This is a genomic window from Staphylococcus caprae, assembly GCF_003966625.1.
In the GTDB taxonomy this organism is placed as follows: Bacteria; Bacillota; Bacilli; order Staphylococcales; family Staphylococcaceae; genus Staphylococcus; species Staphylococcus caprae.
Genome location: NZ_AP018587.1, coordinates 2,323,579 through 2,339,146 on the forward strand (window position 1 = coordinate 2,323,579; position 15,568 = coordinate 2,339,146).

At 34.6% G+C, this 15,568-nt stretch carries 17 protein-coding genes; 8 read left to right on the plus strand and 9 right to left on the minus strand.

Translation table 11 applies throughout. The features are described from left to right. Window positions 1–135 precede the first annotated feature (135 nt). From larA to JMUB898_RS11240, 5 genes are read left to right on the plus strand one after another with little or no spacing between them, the layout of a single operon-like run. On the plus strand, window positions 136–1,404 hold the full coding sequence (gene larA, locus JMUB898_RS11220; RefSeq protein WP_002441231.1) for a nickel-dependent lactate racemase: 1,269 nt from the start codon (window positions 136–138) through the stop codon (window positions 1,402–1,404). 18 nt (window positions 1,405–1,422) lie between these two features. Then, complete coding sequence (larE, locus tag JMUB898_RS11225) at window positions 1,423–2,250, plus strand: ATP-dependent sacrificial sulfur transferase LarE (RefSeq protein ID WP_037541147.1); 828 nt, start codon at window positions 1,423–1,425, stop codon at window positions 2,248–2,250. A gap of 15 nt (window positions 2,251–2,265) precedes the next feature. Further along, complete coding sequence (gene larB / locus JMUB898_RS11230) at window positions 2,266–3,024, plus strand: nickel pincer cofactor biosynthesis protein LarB (protein ID WP_002441227.1); 759 nt, start codon at window positions 2,266–2,268, stop codon at window positions 3,022–3,024. A 14-nt stretch (window positions 3,025–3,038) separates the two neighbouring features. Next, window positions 3,039–4,226, plus strand: coding sequence for a nickel pincer cofactor biosynthesis protein LarC (larC, locus tag JMUB898_RS11235; protein WP_002441226.1), 1,188 nt, complete (start codon window positions 3,039–3,041; stop codon window positions 4,224–4,226). A 22-nt stretch (window positions 4,227–4,248) separates the two neighbouring features. Next, window positions 4,249–4,647 carry a hypothetical protein gene (locus JMUB898_RS11240; protein WP_037541144.1) on the plus strand — a complete coding sequence of 133 codons (399 nt, stop codon included), beginning with the start codon at window positions 4,249–4,251 and terminating at the stop codon, window positions 4,645–4,647. Between the two features lie 110 nt (window positions 4,648–4,757). On the opposite strand, the gene JMUB898_RS11245 is transcribed toward JMUB898_RS11240, so the two are convergent. The 6 genes from JMUB898_RS11245 to JMUB898_RS11270 all read right to left on the minus strand — a co-directional run bounded on the left by JMUB898_RS11245 (window position 4,758) and on the right by JMUB898_RS11270 (window position 9,786). Next, window positions 4,758–5,264 (minus strand): YwhD family protein, encoded by a 507-nt coding sequence (locus tag JMUB898_RS11245; protein ID WP_037541142.1) that lies wholly within the window; start codon window positions 5,262–5,264, stop codon window positions 4,758–4,760. Window positions 5,265–5,347: 83 nt separating this feature from the next. Further along, the gene (locus tag JMUB898_RS11250) at window positions 5,348–6,646 is read right to left on the minus strand and encodes an HD domain-containing protein (RefSeq protein WP_002441222.1); all 1,299 of its coding nucleotides are present in this window, start codon (window positions 6,644–6,646) and stop codon (window positions 5,348–5,350) included. A gap of 168 nt (window positions 6,647–6,814) precedes the next feature. Then, window positions 6,815–7,291: a GNAT family N-acetyltransferase gene (locus tag JMUB898_RS11255; RefSeq protein ID WP_002441220.1), complete on the minus strand. Its 477-nt coding sequence runs from the start codon at window positions 7,289–7,291 to the stop codon at window positions 6,815–6,817. A gap of 250 nt (window positions 7,292–7,541) precedes the next feature. Continuing rightward, the gene (locus JMUB898_RS11260; RefSeq protein ID WP_002441218.1) at window positions 7,542–8,081 is read right to left on the minus strand and encodes a flavodoxin family protein; all 540 of its coding nucleotides are present in this window, start codon (window positions 8,079–8,081) and stop codon (window positions 7,542–7,544) included. A 174-nt stretch (window positions 8,082–8,255) separates the two neighbouring features. Next, a complete protein-coding gene (locus JMUB898_RS11265) occupies window positions 8,256–8,618 on the minus strand; it encodes a hypothetical protein (protein WP_002441216.1) in 363 nt (120 codons plus the stop codon). A gap of 229 nt (window positions 8,619–8,847) precedes the next feature. Further along, entirely contained in the window at window positions 8,848–9,786 is a 939-nt protein-coding gene (locus tag JMUB898_RS11270) for an aldo/keto reductase (RefSeq protein WP_037541139.1), read from the minus strand. Window positions 9,787–10,302: 516 nt separating this feature from the next. Here JMUB898_RS11270 and JMUB898_RS11275 point away from each other — a divergent pair. From JMUB898_RS11275 to merA, 3 genes are all read left to right on the plus strand, one after another. After that, window positions 10,303–10,506, plus strand: a complete 204-nt coding sequence (locus tag JMUB898_RS11275) for a hypothetical protein (protein WP_037541138.1) — start codon at window positions 10,303–10,305, stop codon at window positions 10,504–10,506. 132 nt (window positions 10,507–10,638) lie between these two features. Then, on the plus strand, window positions 10,639–11,070 hold the full coding sequence (hypR, locus tag JMUB898_RS11280) for a redox-sensitive transcriptional regulator HypR (RefSeq protein WP_126502006.1): 432 nt from the start codon (window positions 10,639–10,641) through the stop codon (window positions 11,068–11,070). Continuing rightward, a complete protein-coding gene (merA, locus tag JMUB898_RS11285; protein ID WP_049401960.1) occupies window positions 11,067–12,392 on the plus strand; it encodes a hypothiocyanous acid reductase MerA in 1,326 nt (441 codons plus the stop codon). The genes hypR and merA overlap by 4 nt, the downstream gene beginning before the upstream one ends. Window positions 12,393–12,797: 405 nt before the next feature. Here merA and JMUB898_RS11290 read toward each other — a convergent pair whose 3' ends face one another. The 3 genes from JMUB898_RS11290 to mvaD form a co-directional block, all read right to left on the minus strand. Further along, window positions 12,798–13,139 carry a YuzB family protein gene (locus JMUB898_RS11290; protein WP_037541136.1) on the minus strand — a complete coding sequence of 114 codons (342 nt, stop codon included), beginning with the start codon at window positions 13,137–13,139 and terminating at the stop codon, window positions 12,798–12,800. A 353-nt stretch (window positions 13,140–13,492) separates the two neighbouring features. Then, a complete protein-coding gene (locus JMUB898_RS11295; RefSeq protein ID WP_002441202.1) occupies window positions 13,493–14,569 on the minus strand; it encodes a phosphomevalonate kinase in 1,077 nt (358 codons plus the stop codon). Window positions 14,570–14,581: 12 nt separating this feature from the next. Beyond that, entirely contained in the window at window positions 14,582–15,565 is a 984-nt protein-coding gene (gene mvaD, locus JMUB898_RS11300; RefSeq protein WP_037541135.1) for a diphosphomevalonate decarboxylase, read from the minus strand. Between the last annotated feature and the right edge of the window lie 3 nt (window positions 15,566–15,568).

The following is a 15,568-nucleotide window of genomic DNA, read 5'->3' on the forward strand; positions in this document are numbered from 1 at the left end:
TACAATCACTTTTTCATAAATTAAAATATTCTAAAAATTATGCTACAATTTAAATATAATAATCGTGTTATGTTGTATTATTAAGGGTTTATAAGACTTTGTGGTAGTGATTTTTTGATAAATGGAGGGATATATGTGAAGACAGAAGTGTTGTATGGAAAATCTGAAATTGAGGTAAATGTACCAGATGACAGTACAATCATCGAACCTCAAAATATCGACGCTATTGAAGACTATGAAACAGCTATCAAAGACGTTTTGAAGCATCCAACCAATTCAAAGCCTTTAAAAGAAATGGTTAAAAGTGATGACATCGTATCAATAGTCATTAGTGACATCACGCGTCCTACGCCAAATCATATTCTTGTGCCTTTACTAATTGAGGAATTGAATCATGTACCAAGAGAAAATTTCGTAATTATTAATGGTACAGGAACACATCGTGACCAAACACGTGATGAATTAATTCAAATGTTAGGTGAAGACATTGTAGATACAGTTAAAATTGTTCATAACCACTGCACTGAAGCAGAGCGTCTTATCAAAGTTGGGGAGAGTAAGTATGGTTGTGATGCGTATTTAAATAAAGATTATGTTGAATCAGACTTCAAAATCGTCACTGGTTTCATAGAACCTCATTTCTTTGCAGGTTTCTCAGGCGGACCTAAAGGAATCATGCCGGGTATCGCTGGTTTAGAGACGATTCAAACATTTCATAACGCCAAAATGATTGGAGACCCACGTTCTACATGGGGCAATTTAGAAGATAACCCCGTACAGGATATGGCTAGAGAAGTGAACCGTATGTGCAAACCTGATTTTATGTTGAATGTTGCTTTAAATAAGAACAAAGAAATTACAGCTGCATTCGCCGGAGAAGTATTTGAAGCACATAAAGAAGGCTGTGCTTATGTTAAAGAACACGCGATGTTCAAATGCGACCATCGATTTGATGTCGTTATCGCTTCTAATTCGGGTTATCCTTTAGACCAAAACTTGTATCAAACTGTTAAAGGGATGAGTGCTGCAAGTAAAGTTGTTAAAGAAGGCGGCAACATTATCATGGTTTCCGAATGTGCTGATGGCTTCCCTGATCATGGTAAATTCGCTGAAATCTTTAAAATGGCCGACACCCCACAAGGGATTCTGGACCTCATCCATGATCCAAACTTTAAAGAAATGGACCAATGGCAAGTTCAGAAACAAGCGAGCATCCAAACATTCGCTAATGTGTACGTATACTCACAATTAACAGATCAACAATTGAAAGATTCAATGTTAAATCCAACTTCAAATATCGAACAAACGCTACAAGAATTAGAAGAACAATATGGACGTAAATTATCAATCGGAGTTATGCCACAAGGTCCATTAACTATTCCATATGTTGAGAATGAAGAATAATTTGGGAGGATGATGAGAATGACTGAATTAATGAATAAAGAAATGAAATTAGATCACTTACTTAAAGAAATGCGAAGTGTGGTTATTGCCTTTTCAGGTGGTGTAGATAGTAGTTTAGTGCTCAAAAAAGCTATAGATGTATTAGGTGCTGAACATGTCAAACCTGTAGTTGTGAAATCAGAACTTTTCAGAAATGAAGAATTCGATCAAGCAATTGAATTAGGCCGAAGCCTAGGTGTAGATGTATTAGAAACTGAAATGGCTGAACTCGAAGACGATAATATCGTAAAGAACACGCCCGACAGTTGGTATTTCAGTAAACGCCTGCTATACGGCAAGCTTGATGAAATCAAAGAAGGTTTAGGCTTTAATTATGTACTTGATGGCATGATTATGGACGACCTCGAAGATTTCCGCCCTGGTTTAAAAGCTAGAGACGAATTCGGTGTTCGTAGTGTGCTTCAAGAAGCCAATCTTTATAAATCAGAAATTAGAGAATTAAGTAAACAACATGATTTACCTGTATGGAATAAACCTGCACTATGTAGTTTAGCTTCAAGAATTCCTTACGGTGAAGCGTTAAGCTTTGCTAAAGTAAATAAAGTCAACGAAGCAGAGAAATATATTTTACAATTAGGAATTAATCATGTGCGTGTACGCTACCATCATAATATCGCTCGTATCGAAGTGGTTGAAGATGATTTAGCTACAATCTTAAAAAATAAAGACAACATCACTTTACGTTTAAAAGAATTAGGTTTTGACTATGTCACTGTAGATTTAGAAGGTTACAGAACAGGTAGTATGAACGAAGTTATTGATACGAAAGCAACAAATTTAGTATAAGGATGTATACACATAATGAGTAATCATGAACATTCTATTGAAGCATTGCTCGAAGGTGTAAAATCAAATCACATTTCTATAGACGAAGCTAAAGCCCAACTCAGTCATTATGATGAATTGGGCTTTGCTAAAATTGATTTACATCGAGCACAACGACAAGGCTTTCCCGAAGTCATTTTCGGTGAAGGTAAAACTAAAGAACAAATTCATCAAATTATTGAAAGTCTCACGCAACACAATCATGTGATTTTAGTTACACGTATTGATGAAACAAAGGCTAAATTTGTACTCAAACAGCACCCTTATCTTCAATATCACGCAACAGCCAATATCGTTTGTACGCCGATAGAAGAAATTAATAAATCTCAAAATTATATTTCTGTCCTTTGTGCCGGTACTTCTGATTTAGCAGTAGCCGAAGAAGCTGCTTTAACTGCAGAAGTAATGGGAATCCAAGTTAAACGCTTTTACGACGTTGGCGTGTCTGGTATTCATCGATTATTCAATCATATTCATGAAATACGCCAAGGTAAGGTATCCGTAGTCATTGCTGGAATGGAAGGCGCCTTAGCAAGCGTTGTAGGAGGACTTGTCAATCACCCCGTCTATGCTGTCCCTACAAGTGTTGGTTATGGTGCAAATTTAGATGGCGTCACTACCCTGCTCTCCATGATTAATTCATGTGCGCCTGGTACAAGTGTGCTCAATATTGATAATGGCTTTGGTGGAGGTTATAACGCTGGAATGATAGTGAAAATGATTGAAAATAACTAGAATGGAGCATCTATATGACAAATGCAATTTATTTAGATTGTCATGCAGGCATTGCCGGTGACATGTTGTTGTCAGCTTTAGTCGACTTAGGCGCTGACCCCCATGAAATTGAAAGCGAACTTAAGACTTTACCGCTAGATCATTTTGAACTTCATTTTCAGAAGAAGATGAAGCAAGGCATTCATGCAATGACATTAAACATTGATTTCGATGAACCACATCATCATCGCCACGCATCAGATATCTTGAAAATGATTGACGACAGCACATTATCGCCTCGGGTCAAAGCCAGAAGCAAGCGAATATTTGAAGTGATTGGACATGCAGAAGCTAAAATTCATGGCATGTCATTTGAAGATGTACACTTTCATGAAGTTGGCGCGATGGACTCTATCATCGATATTATAGGCGGATGTATCGCATTAGAATCATTAGACATTGATGAATTATATTGTTCACCAATTCCTACAGGCAATGGCAAAATCAATATTGCACATGGTGTGTATCCCGTACCAGCACCAGCGACTGCCGAAATTCTTAAAGGGATACCACTTGCAGCGTTTGATGTCCAAAGTGAGTTAACCACTCCCACTGGTGCAGCCTTTGCGAAAAGTTTAGTGTCATCTTTCGGCGCATTCCCTTCTGCTACGATGAAAGAAATTGGGTATGGTGCAGGGAGTAAAGACTTTGATTTCCCAAACGTGTTAAGAGTCATTCAATTTGAGACGCAATCAAAAAAGCAAGATGAAGTCCAGGTTATCGAATGCCAAATTGATGATATGACGCCGGAATCATTAGGACATTTCATGGATATGGCATTAGAACGAGGTGCTCTAGATACTTATTACACCCCGATATTTATGAAGAAAGGACGTCCTAGTACACATTTGACAGTAATTTGTAAACCAGACACTGCATTTGAGTTTGAAACGCTTGTCTTACAAGAGACATCTTCACTCGGAGTTCGCAGTTACGCAGTTCGTAGAAATATATTAGATCGAACTTTTAGAGATATTGATACCGGATATGGTAAGATTTCTGTGAAATTCGCATTGCGAGAGGGTAAGATTTTGAAAATGAAGCCCGAATATGAAGACGTGAAACAAGTTGCTGAAAGATTTGAAAGACCTTTTCATATGATTCATAATGAAATTGTTAAAACCTTATTTGAAAAGTACAGTATTGGCGATGAACTCGAATAACTCGTTTACAAAGGAGATTAAAATGAACCAAGAAAGTTTAAAATCGACCATTGAAAAACTTTATAAGGATATTTTAATCAATCTTGATGTTGAGAAAATTAATATGTACTTTGCCCCTTCTTATATTCAAACGACAGATCATCACACGTCGGATATTAATGAATTTACAGATCACCTTAAGAAACTCAAAGAGGTTGTGGCTCGTCTTTCCATTAATGAATTTAAAACCATGCTTATAGATGAATCTCAAAATACGATTTTCTTACGCTATGATGTCAATGTTGAGAAGAAAGATGGTTTCAAAGGGAAAGTAGAAGTTTATGCAGAATTTGTATTTAACGAAGATGGAAAAGTTATCTCTTGTAACGAATTAACGCAACCTTATAGCGAAGAACTTAACGGAATTGGTAGTGTGAAATAATAACAAGCTATACAATATAAAAGCCTTTAAATGATTTTGTAACATACTCATTTAAAGGCTTGAATTATATTCTGATATCGTCATCATCAAAATATTAAATTTTTTGGTACTTATTCAAATACTTGATATAATTCGTCGCTAGAGTTATTCCACATGTCTTCATTATGGCTCTTCAAGAATTCTTTCAAGATTTGTTTATTTTCATCACCAATTTGATCGATAATAAATTGATGTTTCATAGATTTATCCATCATATTCACATGTTCTGGCATACTCTTATAGCCACGACGTATACTTCTATTCACTAATAAATAACAAGCTGTGACTCCCGCATAGTAAGGTCCTTGTTCACTGCGTTCTGTAGTGACCCAACATAACCAATATTCTTTCGCTTCGTCACCTTCTACTTGTGCTTTATCATTAATCCATTTTACGCCCTTTTCAACTTTAGCACGGGCATGCATGCCACCAATATCTATAAAGGCTTCCTTGTTTTCTACATCTATAAAAACTGGCGCAATATTGTCTAAACTTATTGAGCCAATATTAGTGCCTTTGTGTCCGTCTAGTGGGTCATTTTTTATAATATTAAAATTAAACCCCTTTTTCTCAGCCAAATTAGATACCTCCCAATCTACATCATAATTATTCAAAGATATTTATTTCAATCTTATCTAAGAGAGGCGACAAGCGCAAACCTTTAATTCAATTCATTTAATAAATTGATAATAGCACCTTTAATTTCGAGATTGTCTATATTAAGTATCAGTTCTTTAGGATAATATAATTTATGGTCTTCACGATTAATACCAGTAATACTATTAATTACCATAGATTGATGACTTATTTCTGTGATAGATCCATTACTTCGTAACAAATGAATCGGTTTACGATTAGATCCAGGACGATCATAATCGTAAGGTAAATCTGAAAATGCCTCACTTACAAAGTAATAGTCAGGATTAATGCCACCCGCTTCAAATAATTCTTGTAATTCTGAAATAGTAATAATTGAACCATCGAATGGAATGTATTTAAATAAATCTCGATTAATAAAACGATGTGATAAATCACTTAGAATCGCATCTTCTTCATTTATCCATTTCTTCAAGTAATATAAGACAACCGCTTCATCTAGTTCAACGTATTGTTCTATGGTCATCGTACCTTCAAAGAAAGGTACAAAATCTTGAGGGTACATTTTAAATTGATACCCTTCATTATAGAGTTGCTTGGCACGTTTAAGGCAATTATTTAATAACACTTCCCCTCCGCGACTTACTGGATGGAAGTAAATTTGCCAATACATTTGGTAACGACTCATAATGAAATTTTCAACTGCATGCATGCCACTTTCCTTAATTAATACTTCATCTTTTGAAGGACGCATTAACCTTAAAATACGTTCCATATCAAATGAACCATACGTCACACCTGTGAAATACGCATCACGTTGTAAATAATCCATTCGATCAGCATCAATTTGAGAAGATATCATAGATATGATTAACTTGTTATCGTGTGTTTTATTGATAACATCCGCAACTTCTTGTGGGAATGTTTCAGAAACACGACTAAGCACTTCATTGACTTCCGTGTCCTCAGTAATAATTGCCTGAGTAAATGCTTCATGGTCAGTATTAAATATCTTTTCAAAACTGTGGGAGAAAGGACCATGACCCAAATCATGTAGTAAGGCTGCACATAAAGCGAGTGGGCGATCATTATTATCCCAAGCATCTCGACCTATAAATGATTCATCAATCATACGTCGAACAATTTCATACACACCTAGTGAATGTCCGAAACGACTATGTTCTGCAGTATGGAATGATAAATATAGCGTTCCTAATTGTTTAATACGTCTTAATCGTTGAAATTCTTTTGTTTTTATCAAATCCCAAATGAGTTGATCATTGACATGTATGTATCGGTGAATTGGATCTTTGAATACCTTTTCCTCAGCTAATTTACTTGTTGCATATGATGATAGAGCCATATTTCCCCTCCTTAGGAACACTTGAATTGAAATTCACAGTGATCTTTATTTCATAGACAATTGTCTATTGTAGATAGTTAAGAAAATCTCGATTTCACTCACATATTATTCGTATAATGGACTTCTTCAGTGTTGCGTCGCTTTACTCAGTGTGCAACTATTATCTGCTTAAAATGATTTCTTCATTAATGCTAAGTCCATTGTTTCGCCGTACATTTCTGGTTGATATGAACGAACGATTTCAAAGCCATTTTCTTTATAATAATCAATACCATGATTATTTTTATTATCAACTTCTAAATAAACCGTATCGTATTGACCTTTAAATTGGTTTAAACCTTCTGTTAGCAAGCTTGTACCATAACCTTTATGTTGAGATTCTGGTCTGACATAGTGCGCAGCTAAGTACAATTCCTCGCCATAGATAAAGTTAGCAAAACCTATAATTTCTTCATCTTCTTCTGCTACTAAGAATAATTGTTCTGTTAATCTCTTTTTTAAATGTGTTTCATTATATGAAGCAGCTAATAATTCATTGACTGTAGAAGCTGCGTAAATATTTAAATACGTATTATACCAAGCTTTCGTAGCAACATCTCTAATAGCTACAACATCATTCTCAGTTGCCTGTCTCACTCTATACATGTTACTTTCTCCCCTAACTATTACAAGCTATTAATAAAGGCATTATATCACATTTATGTTAACTTAATTCAATTCAAACATTTAAAAACCCTATACAAAAATTATTTTAAAACTATTAATAACCAAGCCCTATTAAATAATTAATTTTCGATAAATAGAATTAATCGAAACTACTAACTCTCAAAAAATAAAAAACAACGAAAGATAACATCAAAATTCAAAATGTTTCTTCCGTTGAATTGTAATAAGCTTATTGACCTAGTTCTTTGTTCCATTCTTTTGCGCGTTCTAAAGCATATGTATCTTTCTTGATATCTCCTGGCTTTTCAGCAGTTCCAATAATATAACCTTTCAATTCGCCACCTAAAAACTCTACACTATATTTCATCTGAGTAATACATGGCTTAGCTTTGACTTTAGGACAATCACCGCCGACTAGAATTAATCGAAAATCCTTTTTAGCCATTACAGATTTAAAATCCCGATAGTCTTTATCTTGCATTGTCTCAGACCAATGATCAATAAACGCCTTTAAAGAAGCTGAAATACTGTACCAATAAACTGGCGATGCGAATATCACTGTATCACTTTCTAAAACTAAATCGATCAGTTGTTTATAATCATCCTCATAAGATTCAATAAAGTAATTTTCATGTCTCACATCACGTACAGGATTTAATTGATATTGAGTTACATCTACCCAGTTATAATCTAAACCTTCCAAAGCATATTGAGTTAATTCTGCCGTATTCCCATCAGGACGACTACCACCAAACAACACTGTAATCATTATTAATTTCCTCCGCAATTTAAAGGTATTCATAGTTATGTATTTATAGTACTTTTCATACCCGTTATTTTGAAGACTACTTCAATTTTTATGTTGAAAATTTTAAAATATCAAAAAGGGGGGGCGTAATTTTTCACCTATGTTCTAGTTTCACACATCGCATCCATCGTTTCATTATTCATCTCTATTCAAAATCGTAAAGTGAATTAAAAAAGTAATTATCATTACAACTACATTAACCACGCCTAAAATAATTGCTAATAAAGGCGCATCAAACATTTTAAATGCTTCTGCTGTGGCCATAACGTCCATAAATAAATGTGTACACAGTACTGAAAATGAAACACCCATTATTTTAACAATCAACGTATAAAGAAAGTAACTTATTGTTTTAAGATACCAACCTAAGCCAACAGGATAGATAATGAGTAAAATACAAATCCATGAAGTACGCGTTTGATAAATCGTTGTAGCCATAACATATTCAATTGGTATAAGAGAAAGCAAACCTAAAATTATTAATTTAGAAAGTTTCACTTTAAATCACCATAATTCATATAATTATTTATTTTATTTTTTCATTTAATATAACATTCTTAATAGGCATCTTTAAAACCAAAAAAGAAGCTGGGACATAATTAATCGTCTCAGCTTTCTTTAACATATTGGCAGTAGATGTCTGAATTAAAAGTGCGCTTATATCAAGCTTCTTTTAATCCTAGCCATCCTTGCCGGCGGGGCCCCAACATAGAGAATTTCTTAAAAATTACTTTTCAATTGGGAATAATTGATCAATCTTATCAATTTCTTCTTGTGTTAATTCAATATTTGCAGCATCGATATTCTCTACAACTTGTTCAGCACGTTTGGCACCTGGAATTACAACGTCTAGTGATGGACGTGTTAAGTAGAATGCTAGTACGACATTCGCAATGGATGTGTTGTGCGCTTCAGCAATATCAGTTAACTCTTTCACGCGACGCACATTATCTTTAAACACCTCAGGTTGGAAGTCACGACGTGTAGCACGATGATCATTAAATGTTTGGTCTTCATCATATTTACCTGCAAGAATTCCTGAAGCTAATGGGAAATATGGCACAAATGTAATGTTATTTTCCGCTGCATATGCCATCACTTCTTCATTTTCTCGATGCAATAAATTATATTCTAATTGTACGACATCAACATACCCATCTTTATTGGCTTCTTTCAATTGTTCTAATGAGAAATTAGATACACCGATGGCTTTAATTTTACCTTCATCTTTGAGTTCTTTTAACGCTGCAACAGCTTTATCTTTTGGCGTCTCTTCATCAGGAAAATGAATATAATATAAATCAATATAATCTACTTGGAGACGTTTCAAACTATTCTCAACTTGCTGTTTTAAATATTCAGGATCATTATTCTGTACAACTTCATCGTTATCTTTGATGACATGTGATCCTTTAGTCGCAATTTGAACTTGCTCGCGAGGATATTCTTGTACAACTTGTCCAACAAGTTCTTCAGAACGTTCCGGTCCATAAATATATGCTGTATCAAGTAACGTTATACCATTATCAATTGCTTTACGTACAACCTCTTTGCCTTGTTCTTCATCTAAATTTGGATATAAATTATGTCCACCTACTGCATTAGTACCAAGTGCAATTGGGAAGACTTTAACATCTGATTTACCTAATTGTACTTTATTAGCCATTGAAGTCATCTCCTTCATTATCATTACTGTTTTTTATTTCATTTTCAAAAATGAACTTACAAATCATATTTACCCTACTTAAAGTATATAAAATCACGAAAAGTTTGTGACTAAAATGTAAAGATTGATATATGTTTCGCCATTCTAACATTTCAATTTAAATTGAGAGCTTCAACTTACTTTAAAACTTTAGTTACATTTGCAGCAGGCTAAGAATAATAAGTCGCCCTCATCGAAGAATAACTGAAAATGTATGGTGGAACATTTATAAATAGAAAATGTGCATACTTCCATATAGACATTATATTCAGATGACCTTATTCTTAATACCTATTATTAATTTTAAAAATTTTATATTTTTGTAAAACGCCTTTTTATAACTTTTATTTTAAGTTATTGTAAGCATAAGAAGAAGTGGTTCTGTATTCGGAAGGTCAAGTTAAAATAGCTAGTAAAATATAAAATAAGACTCAAACTTTTGTTTTAATAGTTTCATAATAAATAAGGATGATTTTTATGAGTAACAATGACAAAGAACATAATATGCCTAAATCACAGCAAATACTTCTAGCAATTGTGATAATATTAGCTGTTCTAAATTTTATTTTAGGTATGTTTGTATTACCATTATCTTCTTTCACTTTAAGGGTACTTCAATTTATTAATGTTATAGTTTTTGGTGTTTTTGTGTATAGACAGATAAAAAGAAAAGGATTTTAAATTCACCCCACCATTAAGGTGGGGGTTTAGTTTATAAAATCACGAAAAATTTGTGACGGAGACTTAAAAATTGACTAAGTATTAAATCTACGCTTTAATGTAACTAAATAAGTTACATTAAGGTGAGTAGATATGAATTTAGAATTCAACATTGCGATACATGTGTTAACCTTCCTCACAAAGCACAAAGATGAAAAATTCAATAGTAAGGAACTGGCTGAACTCACATGTCTTAACCCTGTACAACTAAGACGCGTTGTTTCAGTCTTAAGTGATCAGCATTACATCACCACTATGCGAGGAAAAGGTGGCGGATACCAATCGAATCAACATACAGCTTCAGTCAATCTGGCAACACTGTATCAACAATTTGTCTTAAATAAAGAAAGTAAACATAGAATTTATACCGGAGATACATCTAGTCATTGCGATATTTCTAAACATATTGCTCACACAATGTCAGACTACTACGATGAAGAAATTCAACTTATCTTAAATTTTTATCGTAACAAAACGATTCAAGATGTCTTAAACGACATTTTGCAGGAGGTAAACAAATCATGACAACTTATGACCTTATCATCATTGGATTTGGAAAAGCAGGTAAAACTTTAGCAGCGTATGCAGCAGGCCAAGGACAACACGTCGCACTCATAGAACAATCAGCAAAAATGTATGGCGGAACATGCATAAATATTGGCTGTATACCTTCGAAGACGTTAGTGCATGATGGTATTGAAGGCGCATCTTTTGGTGAGGCATTTTCAAGAAAAAATGAAGTAGTGTCAGCGCTAAATAACAAGAATTATAACAACTTAGCATCAATTGAAAATATCGATATATTAGATTATAAAGCTAAATTTATTTCTAATAATGAAATTGCGTTATTGGATGAAGCAGGAAATGTAAAAAATAGACTCACTGGAGACAAAATTGTCATTAATACTGGCGCACAAGCAAATATTCCAAATATTAAAGGTATAGATACTACTAAAAATATTTACGATTCAACGGGTTTATTAAATATTGACTTCCAACCACAAGAATTAGTCATTGTAGGTGGCGGTTATATTGCACTTGAGTTCGCTTCAATGTTTAGTAATTTAGGCTCGAACGTGACAGTATTAGAATATGGAAATGTAATGATGCCACGTGAAGACCGCGAAGTTGCTGAACTTGCAATTCAAGACTTACGCAATAAAGGAATTTCAGTTTATACAAATGTAGAGACGACAGCATTTTCAAATGAGGGAGATGCGACGATTGTTCACACAAATCAAGGTGACTTTAAGTCAGATGCGGCATTATTAGCGACGGGGCGTAAACCAAATACAGATGGTTTAGGACTTGAGAATACTGATATCAATATCGGTCAACATGGTGAAATTGTCGTTAATGACAAACTTCAAACTACAGTAGAACACATTTACGCAGCTGGAGATGTCAAAGGTGGTCTTCAATTCACATATATTTCGCTCGATGACTTTAGAATTCTTCAATCTCAATTCTTTGGAAATGGAACTAGAACAACGGAGAACCGAGGTCTCATTCCTTATACAGTGTTTATTGATCCTCCACTTTCAAGAGTTGGTCTAACTGCCATTGAAGCTAAGGCACAAGGTTTTAATTTCCTGGAAAATAAAATCTACGTAAATACAATCCCACGTCATAAGATCAATAATGACCCGAGAGGCGTATTCAAAGTCGTGATAAATCAAGACAATAATGAAATACTAGGTGCAAGCTTGTATGGCAAGAAATCAGAAGAATTGATTAACATAATCAAACTTGCGATAGATCAACATATTCCTTATACAGTACTGAGAGATAATATTTATACACACCCTACCATGGCCGAATCCTTCAACGATTTATTTAAATTATAAAAATTAATAATGAAAAAGACATATGTTTATAGATAAACATAGAAGTGATTATTAAATTATACGGAAATGCCTTACTTTTTAAAAGTAAATCGATGTAAAATTACATGTAGATACGTAGTATTTATGGCGAGACTCCTGATTCTTTTAAAAATGAACTTAAGTGCTTAGCACTTAAGTAAGCAATTCTAATGATTGAAATCAAAGAATTGCTTTAAAGACCAAGGCTGAGACAGCACCCTAGGAACGCGAAGCCATACAATACGAAGTATTGAATATAAAAGTAGCAGTAAGAAGATTTCGATTAGAAATCAACTTACTGCTATTGTTTTTAGGATTTATATCTCAACCTCTTATAAAGCACGAGGATGATATGATTTAGAACCATCTCAGTGCTTTCATATACGACTATTTAGCTGTTTTACGTTTTTCTAGTTTCTCTTTAAGTTTTCGGTCTTGCTCTTCTTTACGGCGTTTACGTTCTTCATTACGCTTTCTTAAACGCTCCTCTTCTTCAGGATCGCGTGGCTTTTTCAATTGTTTTGTAACCTTTTCCATTAACTCGTCTTCAGTCAACGCAGCAAGTGGGCGATTGTTTACGAATGCAAAGGTCTTACGTCTTCCCGGACCACAATAAGACTGACAGCCAATTTCAATTTCAGCTTCAGGATCTAATTTTTCCAATTTTTTCTTCAACGTTTTGATATTTACTGCCTGACATTCATCGCAAATCAGAAATTTATTCTGCATCTTGCTACCCACCTTTCTCATTAAATCATTTCTAATGACCTTAACGTTTAAATATAACTCTAACTATTTTACTCTTTTTATCATAAATTTCAAGTTGATTTAAACCAAATAATTATCCATAGAAAAAGGGAGTGGAACAGAAATATAATTCAGCAAAATTATTTTCGTCGTCCCTCTCCCAACTTTCATTGTTTGTAGAATTTCTTAAAAAGAAATTCTCTGTGTTGGGGCCCCGCCGGCAAGGATGGCTAGGATTGAAAGAAGCTTGATATAAGTGCACTTTTAATTCAGACATCTACTGCCAATATGTTAAAGAAAGCTGAGACAATTAATTATGTCCCAGCCTCTTGACGTTACTGACCGTGATAAATCTTAAATTCTAATGGTTTAATACCGTTCGCAATCCATTCATCATAAATTAATTGCTTATCAATGACGTTATTAATAATCGTGATACCACAGTCGCCACCACCAGCGCCTGATGTTTTAGACGCACCGCCGTGTTTCTCACCAATTTCACATAATTGTTTCAACTTATCTGTTTCGATATTCACTGTCGCTTCAACATCCATTGATTGAATCACAAGTCGGTTTTGGCGTATCATCTTCTGCACGCCTTTGATGTTATTCGTTTTGAACGCTTGTATTAAACTTTCTACACACATGTGTGATTGATCAAGAAATTCTCCGTAGAAGCTTGGATCAGATTTTAATCGCTTTACTTCACTCACTAAATGTGGTGAAGAAGCTGGAGAACCTGTCCACCCTATCAAAACTTCCATATTTTCAGGTGCTTGTAATGGTTCAATGTGAAGACCTGGCCAGTTCTTTTCCAAAACTTCATTCACAGAAGTCTCTTCCATCTGTTGTTTAACCCATTCATGATCAAATGTACTATACGCAAGCCATCCACTGTAGACACTCACTGCTATGTCACCACAAGAACTTAAGCTTTGCAATTTCATATTAGCGATAACTGCTAATTTATAGATATATAAATTTGAAAGTTGCATCTCGTAAAATTCATTCAATGCTTTGACTACTGATACAAGTACTGCAGCACTTGAGCCTAAACCATACTTCTGACCTGAAGCGTCTGCTAAATTACTATCGATGGTTAAATGGAAATGCTTAAGCTTAGTATTACAACTCCGCGCGTACTGTTCAAAGACTTCAATCGCAGTAACGACATATTTTAATTGTTTTGCAGCTTGAACATCTGAAATCTCTATCCTATCTTCATTACGATCAAATTTAACAGGCTCATAATGCAATGTTTTAGAATAAATACTGCCCTCAACTTCATTAGAGGCTTCTATTGCTGCCGTAACAAATCTGTCGACTGCAATAAGAACAGATTTGTAGCCTGGTTCTGTTACAGCATATTCACCTGCAATATAAAGTTTTCCGGGTGCTTTGACCTGTATCATCCTATCTCTTCCTTACATAATAATTTCTACGCCAGTACTGATTATATCACTTGCAATAATTTGCTTTTCATCAAACGCTTTTAAAAATTGGTCAATAACAGCTTGCTTGTTTTTCTTTTCAACAAGAACTTTAACATTTGGACCTGCATCCATCGTAAAGTAACAAGGTAAGCCTGCTTCACGACACTGATGCACAATGGCCATAGCGTCGTAACTTTCTTGAACCATGTATGTAAATGGTGGTTGTGCGCCTAAATTCGTCGCATGCATTCTTAAACCATTTGCTTCAATAACTTCTCCAAGATGTTTAAAATCTTTATGATGTATTGCTTCTTTTGCATCAGCTAAATCTTGGTCTACATGATCAAGCCAGTACTGATAGAAACGAGATGTATCACGTGTTAAAGACATCCCAGAACGACTTGACACTTTTTTAGACTTATTATTGATAACTACGAAAATCATTGAAAGTTCGTCTTCCCAATGTTGTGCGTCAATTGGATGTGCGAAAGATGTAGCATCATCATGACCTTTTTCCCATTCAGCAAAGCCACCAAAGATACTTCTAGAAGCAGAACCTGAACCTCGACGTGCTAACCTTGATAAATCTTTATCTGATAAACCTAAGTGAAGGGCTTCGTTACAAGCCGCAGCTAACGCAGCATACGCACTGGCTGAAGAAGCTAACCCTGCTGAAGTAGGAACAAAGTTTTCGCTTTCAATAACCGCATATAACTCTGTATCTGCAACTTCTCTGACAATATCCATATATTTTTGGATTTTAGCCGTTTCTTTATCGTCCACTTTTTCTCCGTTTAGAATAAGTTTATCTTCAGTTAAGCTACTATCGAAAGTGACTTTCGTTTCAGTATAAAAGCGATCGAGCGTGATAGATAAACTATTATTCATCGGAATGATATATGCTTCATCAGCTTTGCCCCAATATTTAATTAACGCAATATTTGTGTGCGCACGTGCTTTGCCACTTTTCACCAATGA

Coding starts and splice junctions, on each gene's coding strand:
- larE (WP_037541147.1), top strand. CDS start 1,423: ATGACTGAATTAATGAATAAAGAAATGAAATTAGATCACTTACTTAAA.
- larB (WP_002441227.1), top strand. CDS start 2,266: ATGAGTAATCATGAACATTCTATTGAAGCATTGCTCGAAGGTGTAAAA.
- larC (WP_002441226.1), top strand. CDS start 3,039: ATGACAAATGCAATTTATTTAGATTGTCATGCAGGCATTGCCGGTGAC.
- JMUB898_RS11240 (WP_037541144.1), top strand. CDS start 4,249: ATGAACCAAGAAAGTTTAAAATCGACCATTGAAAAACTTTATAAGGAT.
- JMUB898_RS11250 (WP_002441222.1), bottom strand. CDS start 6,646: ATGGCTCTATCATCATATGCAACAAGTAAATTAGCTGAGGAAAAGGTA.
- JMUB898_RS11255 (WP_002441220.1), bottom strand. CDS start 7,291: ATGTATAGAGTGAGACAGGCAACTGAGAATGATGTTGTAGCTATTAGA.
- JMUB898_RS11260 (WP_002441218.1), bottom strand. CDS start 8,081: ATGATTACAGTGTTGTTTGGTGGTAGTCGTCCTGATGGGAATACGGCA.
- JMUB898_RS11270 (WP_037541139.1), bottom strand. CDS start 9,786: ATGGCTAATAAAGTACAATTAGGTAAATCAGATGTTAAAGTCTTCCCA.
- JMUB898_RS11275 (WP_037541138.1), top strand. CDS start 10,303: ATGAGTAACAATGACAAAGAACATAATATGCCTAAATCACAGCAAATA.
- hypR (WP_126502006.1), top strand. CDS start 10,639: ATGAATTTAGAATTCAACATTGCGATACATGTGTTAACCTTCCTCACA.
- merA (WP_049401960.1), top strand. CDS start 11,067: ATGACAACTTATGACCTTATCATCATTGGATTTGGAAAAGCAGGTAAA.
- JMUB898_RS11290 (WP_037541136.1), bottom strand. CDS start 13,139: ATGCAGAATAAATTTCTGATTTGCGATGAATGTCAGGCAGTAAATATC.
- JMUB898_RS11295 (WP_002441202.1), bottom strand. CDS start 14,569: ATGATACAGGTCAAAGCACCCGGAAAACTTTATATTGCAGGTGAATAT.